The organism is Pseudidiomarina indica, from assembly GCF_900104245.1.
In the GTDB taxonomy this organism is placed as follows: domain Bacteria; phylum Pseudomonadota; class Gammaproteobacteria; order Enterobacterales; family Alteromonadaceae; genus Pseudidiomarina; species Pseudidiomarina indica.
Map to the genome: position 1 here is coordinate 186,211 of NZ_FMXN01000002.1, position 12,924 is coordinate 199,134.

Here is a 12,924-nt window from a genome sequence, read left to right on the forward strand (position 1 = left end):
CAACCAGCGGCAGTACGTGCCGCTGGTGATTCATAGTTTAAGGTCATTAGTTTAACATTATGTGACGACTTTTTGTTCTTCTGATTCTGGTGTGGGTGGTTTTGCTAAACCGTACCAGCTAAGAACTTTTCGACTGCCTTGTTTGAAGTCGTCCAAAATCATGTAGAAGCACGGCACCAAGAACAAGGTGATCACCGTTGCGAAGAGAATCCCGAATGCTAATGACACCGCCATTGGAATGACCATCTTCGCTTGCATGCTTCGTTCCATCATGATCGGCGCCAGCCCCAAAAAGGTCGTCAACGACGTCAAGATAATGGCGCGGAATCGCATCACCCCCGCATCGGTCACCGCTTTAAACAAGCCTTCCCCTTGCGAGCGGGCCCAGTTGACGTAGTTCACCATTACCAGCGAGTCGTTCACAATCACCCCTGATAACGCCAACACGCCAAACAAACTCAGCAAGGAAACTGGCATGCCTAATAGCAAGTGCCCAATCACCGCTCCAATCAACCCGAATGGAATGACCGACATAAGAATCACGGGCTGAATGTAGGAGCGCAGCGGAACCGCCATCACAGCATAAATCCCAAACATGGCAATAGCAAAGCCAACGGCCAGCGAGCTGGTCGCTTCTGCTTCATCTTGGGATGCCCCTTCTAGCTTAAAGCCTACTGAGGGGTAGCGGTCAAGAATGGGCTGAATTTTTTCATCCCGCACTTGCCGCACAATATCAAAGGGCTGCACACTGCTTTTATCCACTCGTGCACGAACGTTCACCGAGCGTTCTCCATTAATCCGGCTAATGGTGTTGTACCCTTTCGCAAAGCGAATATCTGCCAGTTCGGTAAATGGAATGAGGGAGCCATCCGCGGTACGTAATTTCATGCTTTCTAAGTTGCCCACGGACTGCCGTTCAGACAACGGGTAACGCACCATCACCTTCACTTCTTCATCGTCACGTTGCACCCGTTGTGCTTCCGCTCCGTAGAAGGCAAAACGTACTTGTGTGGCTAGGTCTTGCAAGGTAATTCCCATGGCCGTGGCCAGTGGTTTAAGCTCCAACACCACTTCATCATTGCCTTCACCAAAGGTGTCTTCAATGTCAAAAACGCCTTCAAAACTGGCGAGCTCGTGGCGTAATAGCGTCGCTGCCGCAGATAATTCTTCGAGGTTGCGGCCGGTCAACTGAAATTCCACGTCAAAGCTACTACCACCCACAATACTGCCTTGGAAGTTCAACGCTTTCACGCCCGCAATCTCTGGCACTTTTTCACGCCATTCATTGAGAATGGCAAAGCCATCCAAGCTTCTCGACTCCCCTTTTTCGAGCTCTGCAATGATGGTGCCCGTGGTCGCACTGGTTAAGAACACCGTGGTGTGTTTAATGATGTTTTCACCAATTTCTTGTTCCGCGCGTGCGTCCACTTCCAGTAGCTTCTGCTCTAACACATTCAAGGTGCGAATGGTCGCCTCTTCGGCTGAACCTGGCTGCATTTGCACACTGGCACGAATAAAGTCACTGGGAATATCAGGGAAGAACACCCAACGCACCGTCCCACTGGCGATTAATCCAATGGATAAGATAAACATTGCGATAAAGGTAGCGACCGTGGCGTAGCGGAATCGCACACACTTTAATAAGAACGGATGATAGTAGGTTCGCGCAATATGCATTAAGCCATCGGCAATTTTGTTGCGTACTTTCTGAAACCGATTCAACTTGCTTTCACTACGCGGCGTGTATTTCATGTTGGCCAAGTGCGCTGGTAAAATCAGCTTGGATTCCACCAACGAGAAGCCCAGACAAAGTATTAAGACCCACGCAATGGATTCCCAGATTTTCCCCATCACCCCTTCAATCATCAGCATGGGGGTAAACGCGATCATGGTGGTGAGTACCCCAAATGTGGCCGGCATGGCCACCTTTTTGGCACCAATCACCACGTTATCCACGGTGCGGCCTTTTTCTTCAATTTCTGAATACACACTTTCGCCAATGATAATGGCGTCATCCACCACAATGGCGAGCACCAGAATAAAACCAAACAGCGAAATCATGTTCAACGAAATATCGAACATGGGTAACGGCATGAGGGCAATGGTGCCTAAAAAGCACACGGGAATCCCAATCATCACCCAAAATGCTAAGCGAATTTGCATAAATAACGCCAAGCATAAAAACACCAAGAGCCCGCCTGAAATCATATTGCTGGTCATCAGGTTCAAGCGATCTTTCAGATAGTAAGAAGAGTCGCCCCAGTGCTCAATGGTCACCTCTGGTGGCAAGTCTTTGGCTTTGTCTTCCACGTAGCGCTTCACCACTTCGGCAATCAAGAGATCATTTTGATCCCCTACCGAATCCACCCGCACAAAGGTGGCATTTTTGCCATTAAACCGAGTAAAGCGACGCTGCTCCACAAACTCATCTTTTACCACCGCAATGTCGCTGAGTGTGAGGCGGGTTCCATCCGGCCGTTTGATCAGCACAATTTCTTCAAACTCACCGCCGGCATAAGCTTGGTTATTGGCGCGTAATAAAATGTCGCCATTGGGCGTTTTAATGGAACCACCGGCAACGTCAATGGAGGTTCCGCGAATGGCGGCAACAATGTCTTGAAACGTCAGGTTGTAACGTTGTAAGTCGGCTTCGGAAATTTCAACCGAAATCTCGTAGTTACGAGCGCCCACCACTTCCACTTTAGAAATGCCGCCAATTCGTTTTAATTCATCACGAATTTGCTTCGCCAATTCCTTTTGCATGGCTTCGCCCATATCACCATAGATGCCAATCCAGATGACTTCTCGTTGCGGGCGCAGTTGGTAGATATTGGGTTTTTCAATCTGCTGGGGGAAGCTGGGAATGGCATCAATCAACATTTTGACTTCATCCATCACCACCTGCACGTCGTAGCCGCCCTCCACTTCAATGGAAACGCTGCCCATGCCTTCCCGGGCGGTTGAGCTGATCCGTTTAATGCCATCCACGTCTTTAATGGCATCTTCAATACGGATCAACACGCCTTGTTCAACTTCTTGCGGGGCCGCCCCTAAATAAGGCACTTGCACGCTAATCATGTTGAACTCAATTTCGGGGAACATTTGCTTCTGCACTTGTCCCAACATAAACAAGCCGCTGACGATAATCAGCATCATCAGCAAGTTGGCGGCAACGGAGTTATTCGCAAACCAGGCAATGGGGCCTTTGTGAGGATCAACGTCGAACTTACTCATGGTCAGCGTCCACCGTTGCCACGTCATCTACTAAACGCACTTTCATGCTCGGTAAGGCATTGGTGAGTTGCGTGAGCACCACCCAGTCTCCGGCCTGAAGCCCGTCATCGATAATCACATGCTGTGCTTCAGAACGCACAATGCTCACGTTTTTACGCTGTAGGCGACGTTCGTTATCCACCACCCACACACTGTTATCTGCTAATAGCGCATAACGCGGCAACCGAATCACGTTGGTCACTTCAATGCCTTCAACGGCCACTTCGACAAAACGGCCAAAACGTAACGGCTCACCATGGGTTTGCCCAGCTTGATTATAAGGGTCTGTCACTTCAACCACCCCAAAAATCACGCGGCTTTGCGGGTCCAGCACGCCTTCACTACGAACCAAATGCCCCGTCCACGTGGTTGGTTGCCCAGCCACCGTGCTGGTCAACACAACTTTAGGAAAACTGCCACTCTGTGCGTTATCAGGCAAATCGATATACGCCAAATCGCGGTCACTCAAAGGAATACGAATTTCTGCGACTTCGGAGCCATACAATGCGCCAACAGTGCTATTCATGGTTAGAAACTGTCCAATATCGGCGGATTTATTCTGTAAGATGCCATCAAAGGGGGCGCGGATCACGGTGCGCTCTAAATCGCGTTGCGCTTTGTCCACCGCAGCTTCAGCAGAAAGCACCGCGGCTAAGGCACTGGCCACTTGCGGTTCACGAATCCCGAGGGCCGGAATCTCACCCAGTTGCAGGGATTCCCACTCGTCTTTGGCAACTTTTGCTCGCGCGCTTTCTTCCGCCAGTGCGGCTTGCGCTTGTGCATGTGCAGCTTTGGCACTTTGCAGTGCTACTTGGTAATCAGCAGGATCAATGCGTAATAACACGTCACCCTGTTTAAAAAAACCGCCGTTGACGAACTGTTCTGATACTTCCACCACTTGCCCACTCACTTGCGTGACAATGTTGGTCATGTGCTTGGGCTTCACATTGCCCTGTGCAGCCACCGTGAACTGAACGTTTTCTGTCTGCACTTGCACGGCATCGACCAACACCGGTGGGCGCTCAACAGCGCGCTGAGGCGGTTGCGGTCGAACCATAAACATCAGGATCAATAGGACAATTGAAGTGATAATAATGAGTGGTGGAACCAAGATTCGTTTTTTAAATGCCATACTCACTGAGACCCGTCAAATTGATTAGAATAAGAGTTATTGTGACGTGTATTAGTATGACGGTATTCTGACCAAGGCGTTAGTAACAATATGTTAGCAGTTGTAACGAACTTATTATTACGCCTTACGTTGTTGGTATAACCCGATGCAAATCAACGACAAGCCCATAAAGGTGGTCACCTGAATGACTTCGCCCAGCACCACATAAATGAGTACCAGCGAAATAAATGGACTTAAGAAAATCAGGGTGGAAATTTGTGCGGTGCGGGTCGCTAAGCGCATGGCGGACAACCAGAGCACAAAGGTGATCCCCATTTCAAATAGCCCCACATAAATGCCCGCGGCCAGCCCCTGCCAAGTCAACGGATTGATGGTATTCGGCGCATCACTGACCAGTGCGGAACCGCCGTGGAACAGAGCCAGCCACACCACGCCCCAAACAAAACACCAAAACAATGCGCCAATGGGCGGATCCTGATTTTTGGTATTCATGAGCCAATAGCTGGCCCAGAGCAAGGTGCTCAGCAGCGCCAAGCCAATGCCTACCCAGTTGGTTTGCGAGAAGTCCCACTGCCCGCCCGTGGCAATTAGAAATACCCCCGCATAAGCGAGTACCATGGCCAGTAGTTCTTTTCGATTCAGCTTTTGTCCTAACAGCGGCACCGCCAATAAGGACATGGTGATGGCCCAGGTATAGTTGATGGCCTGCGCTTGTTGGGCCGGCAATTGATCATAAGCGGCGAACAACACCCAGTAATAAGCGGCCGGATTAATCAGCCCTTGCAGGGCATAAAACAGTGGACGGCGGCGACCTAAGGCCAAGGTGGAGGCCCATTGCTTGTTCACCGTGATAATCACGGCGAAGGTCACCACACTGGTGATGGCAGCCACGGTGAGCAGTTCCAGCGGGGTTAAATACTTCAACGCCACCTTAAAGGCGGTCGCCACTGTGGACCATAGCAACACCGCCGCTAAGGCGAAATAAATGGCCTTACGTTGGTTCATGCAGCACCAGCCAACGTTCTTTATCGGCACTTACCTGCCGCGTGACTTCAACCTGCCCCCAACGAACTTTGGGGCGTGCATCATTGGTGGTGCCAAGCATTTGCTGGCGTAATTGTTCCAGTTGCGCATAAGAAGGGGTTGCCACCTGTTGCTCCTGTAGCCAAAAACGCAATGCGGCGCGCTGCAATGGTTCACTGTGGCTGACCAGCCAGCGAGTTGCCAAATGGCCTTGAGCATTGATTTGCGGCGCCACTTGCTGCGCCAGCAATTCATCCAGTAAGGTGGCTGTTTCGGCACAGAGTTGGCTACTGCGCAGCAACGCATTGCCAAAGTGCGACCAGCGTTCCTCTAGTTGGGGCACAATCCGATGGCGGAAAAAGTTACGTTCAATGTCGGTGTCGTAGTTGGTGTCGTCTTCAATCCAAAATAATTGGTGTTGCTTGGCGTAACGGTAAATTTCCGCTTTGCTTACATCCAACAATGGCCGCAGCCAGGTTTGTTGCTCCCGCTGACTGACCATGGGCATGGCCGCGAGGCCTTTAGGACCGGCCCCACGCTTTAACTGCAGGAAAAAGGTTTCCATTTGGTCATTGCGGTGATGCCCTAACAGGAAAATGGCGTTGGGTTGGCCTAATTCAGCCAAGCGCTGGTAGCGTGCATCGCGGCCGGCGGCTTCTTTACTAATCCGCCGCCCCAACTGAACCGTGAGTGGCTCACAAATCATCGGAAATTGGCGGCGCTCACAATCCGCCACCAAGCCTGCTGCCCAGCCTTCTGATTTCGCGTGAAACGCATGATCAAGGTGAACCGCAAGGTACTGATACTGAGGAAACTCTTGGCGGAATTGATCGGTTAAATCCAACACCGTTTGGGAGTCGGCACCGCCGCCCAAGCACACCACAATCTGCTGCTCAGGCGTGCGCGGCAATGCCAATAATCGCTGTCGAAATACACGATAAAGTGGGTCCACCAAGAACGATTACCTACGCTGCTTAACAATAACCGAATGACATCAGCTTTTGGTAACGCTGTTCTAACCGGGCCGCGTTATCAAGGTCTACCAACTGATCCAGATCAGCCAACAATTGACGCTTCAACCGTTTGGCCATTTCTTCGTGGTCACGATGGGCTCCACCAATCGGTTCTTCGATAATGGTGTCGATTAGGCCAAACTCTAATGAACGTTGTGCGGTCACGCCCATGGCTTCGGCAGCCAATGGTGCTTTTTCAGCACTTTTCCACAGAATGGACGCACAGCCTTCCGGCGAAATCACCGAGTAGGTGGAATATTGCAGCATGTTCACCCGGTCGCCCACCCCAATTGCCAGTGCACCGCCCGAACCTCCTTCGCCAATCACCGTACAAATAATTGGCGTGTTCAGCCGTGCCATCACTTTCAAGTTGCGCGCAATGGCTTCCGACTGACCGCGCTCTTCCGCGCCAATCCCCGGATAGGCTCCCGGTGTATCAATAAAAGTAATAATCGGCATTTTAAAGCGTTCGGCCATTTCCATCAGGCGCAACGCTTTACGGTAGCCTTCGGGACGCGGCATGCCGAAGTTACGACGCACTTTTTCACGCGTGTCCCGGCCTTTCTGATGACCAATCACCATCACTGGTTTGCCGTCTAAGCGCGCTGTTCCGCCCACAATGGCTTCATCGTTGGCAAAGGTTCTATCGCCGGCCAGCTCATCAAAGTCTTCAAAAATGAGACGAATATAATCCAAGGTGTACGGACGCAATGGATGACGCGCTAATTGGGCAACTTGCCAAGCACCGAGATCACCGAAGATTTTTTCAACCAGTTCTTCCCGCTTTTCTTGCAGCTTGGCAATTTCTTCTTCCAAAGAAATGTCAAAATCACCTTTCGCGCCCACTGCTTTGAGTTCTTCAATTTGCGCTTGTAACTCTGCAATCGGCTGTTCAAAATCTAAAAATTTAAGACTCATTATGGCTCCTGTTTGCCATTAAAATTCGAGTTCAACAGCGTGCTCACCATACTGCTGTTGCAACTCATACATCAATTCATCCGTGGGGGTAACGTACCACTCGGTGTCTACCACATATTCTGCCGTAACATCAGGTCGCTCATAGCGAATATGGAGCGGGCAGCCCCCCTCTTTATAAGGTGTCAATAATCGTTGCAGAACCTCGATGCCGCCTTTTTCCACGGCCTCTTGCCGGAGCGTTAATCGTAACCGTTGAGCATATTGCTCCCGCATTCCCACCAAGGTCATTACTTCTCGTGCCGTCATTGTATTGGCAGAGGAGTAATCATCAAAGCTGACCTCTCCTTTAATCACCAAAATTTGGTCTTTTTCGAGCAGGTGGTAATAGGTTTCGTAATCTTTTGCATAAAACCGCACATCAAACCGCGCTGTTTTATCATGCAGCGTCACAATGGCCCAACGTTGGTTCTGCCGATTCAACATGGTTCGCACGTCAACCACTAACCCCGCCACGGTGGTAATTTGGTCCCGCTCGGTGGGTTTCACTTTGGCCAGTACGGCGGGCACATATTGCTCCAGTTCGCGCCGGTAGCGATCCACCGGATGACCGGTCAAGTATAGCCCAAGCGTCTCGCGTTCGCCTTCCAGCCAAATGGCTTCTGGCCACGGCGGTACTTGAATAAACTCATGTTCAATAGACGCCACATCGGTGCTGCTGGTCAGCACCCCGAATAAATCACTTTGCCCGATCGCTTCCGCTTGGTGGTGCTGCTCCGCTTGGCGAATCGCTTTATCCAAGGTTGCCATCAACGCCGCACGGTGCGGTCCCAATGAATCCATGGCGCCAGCTTTCACCAAACGTTCCAATACCCGTCGGTTCAGCTTTTTTAAATCAACACGGCAGCAAAAATCAAATAAATCGGTAAAGGGACCACTGGTGCGAGCGGCTAAGATGGCTTCGATGGGGCCTTCGCCCACCCCTTTAATCGCCCCAATGCCGTACACAATGCGCTGCTGCGCATCAACGGTGAACTTATACTGGCCGGCATTCACATCCGGTGCCAATACTTGCAGCCCCATGGCTTTGCATTCGTCCACCAAGGTGACAATTTTGTCGGTGTTATCCATATCCGCCGACATGACCGCGGCCATAAACTCTGCCGGATAATGAGTTTTCATCCACAGCGTTTGATAAGACACCAATGCATAGGCGGCCGAGTGTGATTTGTTAAACCCGTACCCGGCGAACTTTTCTACCAGGTCAAAGATTTTAATGGCTAGCTCACCATCAATGCCATTTTTACGTGCGCCCTCTTCAAACACCGCACGTTGTTGCGCCATTTCTTCTGGCTTTTTCTTTCCCATAGCACGGCGTAGTAAGTCAGCGCCGCCCAGCGAATAACCCGCTAGCACCTGGGCAATTTGCATCACCTGTTCTTGATAAAGAATCACCCCATAGGTGGGTTCAAGAATGGGTTTGAGCAATTCATGCTGGTATTCTTTATCGGGATACGAGATTTCTTCGCGGCCATGCTTCCGGTCAATAAAGTTATCCACCATGCCCGATTGCAGCGGACCCGGGCGGAATAAGGCCACCAACGCGATGATGTCTTCAAAAGTATCCGGTTGCAGCTTTTTAATCAGCTGCTTCATGCCCGACGATTCCAACTGGAACACGGCGGTGGTGTTGCCCTTTTTCAACAATTCAAAACAGGCCGGATCGTCCAGCGGTATTTGGCTGGCTTCAATGGGAGGTTGCCCCGCCCGTTGGCGATTTGCATTCACCATATCCAGGGCCCACTGAATAATGGTTAAGGTGCGCAACCCTAAAAAGTCGAACTTCACCAGCCCAGCCGCTTCCACGTCGTTTTTATCAAACTGAGTGACTGGCTGCTGACCGTGCTCGTCGCAATACAATGGGGAGAAGTCAGTGATTCGGTTGGGCGCAATCACCACGCCCCCAGCGTGTTTACCGGCGTTCCGAGTCACGCCTTCCAAAATACGAGCCATATCGATGATTTCACGAACATCTTCGTCTTGTTCGTACATTTCCACCAAGCGCGGCTCTACTTCAAAGGCTTTTTCCAGCGTCATGCCCGGATCACCTGGCACCAGCTTGGTAATTTTATCGACGAAGCCGTAGGGATGCCCCAGCACTCGACCCACGTCACGAATGGACGCGCGCGCTGCCATGGTACCAAAGGTGATTATCTGAGACACCGCATCGCGGCCATAGAGTTCCGCCACGTGCTCGATCACTTCATCGCGGCGGTCCATACAAAAGTCGATATCGAAGTCCGGCATCGAAACCCGTTCTGGGTTCAAGAAGCGTTCGAACAGCAGATCAAATTCGAGCGGATCAAGGTCCGTAATTTGCAGCGCATAAGCCACCAAAGACCCCGCACCCGAGCCCCGTCCTGGGCCGACCGGAATATTGTTATCTTTTGACCACTGGATAAACTCCATCACGATCAAAAAGTACCCGGGGAACCCCATTTGGTTGATCACATCGAGCTCAATCTGCAAACGTTCGTCGTATTCTGGCCGCCGCTGCGCACGCTCTTCAGGATCTGGGAACAAAGCCTCCAGCCGCTGTTCGAGCCCTTCTTTGGATTTCATGACCAGAAAATCTTCCGGACTCATTCCACCGGTAGGAAACTCAGGCAAAACGTGCTGATCGAGGGTGACCGTGACATTACAACGTTTAGCAATTTCCACGGTATTGGCAATGGCTTCGGGAATATCCGCAAAGAGTTCCGCCATTTCTTCAGGCGTTTTTAGATACTGTTCAGCGCTGTAGCGTTGTGGGCGACGTTTGTCATCCAGGGTATAGCCATCGGCCACCGCCACACGTACTTCGTGAGCAATAAAATCGTCGGCGCTTAAGAACACCACTTCATTGGTCGCCACCACAGGGGTTCCGGTTGCTGCTGCTAATTCCACCGCGGCATGCAAATAATCATTTTCTCCTGCCCTTCCCGTGCGTTGCAGTTCAAGGTAAAAGCGGTCAGGAAAATGCTGCTGGTAAAACGCTAAGAGTTGAGCCGCTTCTTCCGGCCGATGTTGCAACAGCTTTTTGCCGATATCGCCTTCGCGCCCGCCGGACAGCAGGAGCAGCCCTTGTTGATGCTCGGCGAGCCATTCTTGGTTGACGCAAGGTCGGCCACAACGATGCCCCGCCAAATAGCCGCGGCTAATCAACTGAGTGAGTTGCTGGTAGCCCTCATTATTCATCGCTAGCGCCGTGAGCCGAAAGGGCTCCTCAGCACTGTCGAGCTGCCAGCCTTGGGGCAGCACCCACAAGTCACAGCCTATAATGGGCTTTAAACCATGGTCATGAGCGGTACGATAAAAGCGCACCAGCCCACACAAGTTCATCTGGTCAGTTAATGCTAATGCAGGCATCCCCATGGCTGCGGAAGCCGCACAAATCGGCTTCACTTTGGCAAGACCATCACTCATGGAAAAATCACTATGGATTCGCAAGTGAATAAATTGGGGTTGTTGCATGACCACACTCATGGATTAAATGCTGTAGAAAGTAATGATTCGGTGCTTATTGTGCCGTATGGAGGCAAGCTTGTCATGTAGTGATTTTATGTAACATAATCCGTACAAGTTGTTATATTAAAACTGACACCTGATTAAAACATTGTTATAGTACAACTCGTTACCGGTGAGCCAAGAAGAGTTCCATGTCAACTGCGACCTTTGTCTCCTATGAACCTGAACAGAACCAACTGCAATTATCAGGTCAATGGGTATTCAGTAACTACCTTGCAATTCAACGTGCATTGCAACAATTGCCCCAGTCTGTCAGCGTACAGCAACTGGATTGCTCGCAATTGCAGCGCCTTGATTTGAACACGGCTGCCTTATTAACGGGTCGGCTCAACCGTACCCAATTGCGCTCATTGATTGACCAAGCGCAGGGCCTGAAACCAGTGCATCATGCGGTGTTTGAGCAACTTCTAAATGCCTTGACGGTTGCAGAAAATGAGCCAGCACCTGCCCCACAACCTTGGTATCACTGGGTCAGCGACCTAGGTCGTTGGGTGGATCAGCAACTGCAACAGTTCCTGTTATTATGTCATTTTATTGGCTTGGTACTGGTTACCGCCGGCCGGGTGGTCCTGAATCCCCGCCGCTGGCGTCTCACTTCTTGTGTGGCGCACATGCAACAAAGCGGCTTAGCCGCCATTCCTATTATTGCCTTAATGGCATTTTTAGTTGGTGCCGTGCTGGCCTTTCTAGGCGCCACCGTATTAGTGGAGTTTGGCGCAACCCTGTATACCGTCGATTTGGTCGCCTTCGGCTTTATGCGAGAGCTCGGTGTGCTGCTTACCGCAATTTTGCTGGCAGGTCGCACCGCCAGTTCGTTCACCGCGCAAATTGGCGCTATGAAAGTCAACGAAGAACTCGATGCCATGCAAGTGGAGCAATTAAACCCCATCGAAATGTTGGTGCTACCGCGGCTCTTTGCGTTGCTGATCATGATGCCCTTGCTCACCTTTATTGCCACCACCGCAGGACTTGTTGGTGGGGCTGCTGTTGCGGTGTTATCGCTGGATATTTCTCTCACCCATTACTTATCCATTCTGAATGAGGTGCCCATTCGGCATTTTTGGGTCGGCATCAGTAAAGCCCCCTTCTTTGCCTTGATTATTGGCATCATTGGCTGCTTGGAAGGCTTTAAAGTATCGTCCAACGCCCGTTCCATTGGCGTACACACCACCAAAAGCGTGGTGCAAGCCTTGTTTGCGGTGATCTTGCTGGATGCCATTGCCGCGTTATTCTTTATGGAAATGGGATGGTAGCGCCCATGGCAGATCCATTATTAACCTTAACCAATATCACCACGCGGTTTGGCGCTCATGTGGTGCACGAACAGCTGAACTTGACCGTCCACAAAGGGGAGATTATCGGGCTAGTGGGCGGCTCAGGCTCTGGCAAGTCGGTGCTGTTACGCACCGCCATCGGGCTTAATCGAGCGGCTGCCGGCACCATTCAACTCAATACCGACCAGTTTGGGGTGTTGTTTCAACAAGGTGCTTTGTTTTCATCACTCACCGTGGCCGAGAACGTTGCGCTGCCACTGCTGGAACATACCGCCATTCCGCGCCAACAGGCCTATGCCCTCGCCAAGCTTAAATTGGCATTAGTAGGGCTGGAGCCGAGCGTCGGTGACCGCTACCCGGCCGAGCTGTCGGGCGGCATGGTGAAACGGGCTGCGTTAGCACGAGCGCTGATTCGCGAACCCGACATGTTGTTTTTAGATGAGCCTACCGCGGGCTTGGATCCGATTAGCGCTGCCGCGTTTGATGAGCTGCTACTCACCTTATCCAAGGCCCTCGATTTAACCGTATTACTCATTACTCACGATCTCGATACCTTACATACCATTTGTGATCGGGTTGCCGTGTTAGCACAGAAAAAAATCCTTGCGGTGGATCGCTTAGCAACCGTCGCGCAAAACCCCGACCCGTGGATTCAAGCATATTTTCATGGCCCTCGGGGACGCAGCGCCCAAGCCCAGCAAACCGCCATTCATCAGGAGCAATAGTC

8 protein-coding genes are annotated in these 12,924 nt (G+C 51.3%); 2 read left to right on the forward strand and 6 right to left on the reverse strand.

What is annotated here, in order from left to right; all coding sequences use genetic code 11:
* Positions 1-57 precede the first annotated feature (57 nt).
* From BLP64_RS02555 to dnaE, 6 genes are all read right to left on the reverse strand, one after another.
* Positions 58-3,234, reverse strand: a complete 3,177-nt coding sequence (locus BLP64_RS02555; protein WP_092591448.1) for an efflux RND transporter permease subunit — start codon at positions 3,232-3,234, stop codon at positions 58-60.
* Complete coding sequence (locus BLP64_RS02560) at positions 3,227-4,405, reverse strand: efflux RND transporter periplasmic adaptor subunit (protein ID WP_092591450.1); 1,179 nt, start codon at positions 4,403-4,405, stop codon at positions 3,227-3,229. The genes BLP64_RS02555 and BLP64_RS02560 overlap by 8 nt, the downstream gene beginning before the upstream one ends.
* A gap of 117 nt (positions 4,406-4,522) precedes the next feature.
* Positions 4,523-5,410 (reverse strand): DMT family transporter, encoded by an 888-nt coding sequence (locus tag BLP64_RS02565; protein WP_092591452.1) that lies wholly within the window; start codon positions 5,408-5,410, stop codon positions 4,523-4,525.
* A complete protein-coding gene (tilS, locus tag BLP64_RS02570; RefSeq protein ID WP_233340089.1) occupies positions 5,397-6,380 on the reverse strand; it encodes a tRNA lysidine(34) synthetase TilS in 984 nt (327 codons plus the stop codon). Before tilS ends, BLP64_RS02565 begins: the two co-directional genes overlap by 14 nt.
* Positions 6,381-6,402: 22 nt before the next feature.
* The gene (accA, locus tag BLP64_RS02575) at positions 6,403-7,359 is read right to left on the reverse strand and encodes an acetyl-CoA carboxylase carboxyl transferase subunit alpha (RefSeq protein WP_092591456.1); all 957 of its coding nucleotides are present in this window, start codon (positions 7,357-7,359) and stop codon (positions 6,403-6,405) included.
* Between the two features lie 18 nt (positions 7,360-7,377).
* On the reverse strand, positions 7,378-10,869 hold the full coding sequence (dnaE, locus tag BLP64_RS02580) for a DNA polymerase III subunit alpha (RefSeq protein WP_092591458.1): 3,492 nt from the start codon (positions 10,867-10,869) through the stop codon (positions 7,378-7,380).
* Positions 10,870-11,054: 185 nt separating this feature from the next.
* Here dnaE and BLP64_RS02585 point away from each other — a divergent pair, with 185 nt between their 5' ends.
* Both BLP64_RS02585 and BLP64_RS02590 read left to right on the forward strand, forming a co-directional pair.
* Positions 11,055-12,176 carry an MlaE family ABC transporter permease gene (locus BLP64_RS02585; RefSeq protein WP_092591460.1) on the forward strand — a complete coding sequence of 374 codons (1,122 nt, stop codon included), beginning with the start codon at positions 11,055-11,057 and terminating at the stop codon, positions 12,174-12,176.
* Positions 12,177-12,181: 5 nt separating this feature from the next.
* Positions 12,182-12,922: an ABC transporter ATP-binding protein gene (locus tag BLP64_RS02590; RefSeq protein ID WP_199286031.1), complete on the forward strand. Its 741-nt coding sequence runs from the start codon at positions 12,182-12,184 to the stop codon at positions 12,920-12,922.
* The last annotated feature ends 2 nt before the right edge of the window (positions 12,923-12,924 follow it).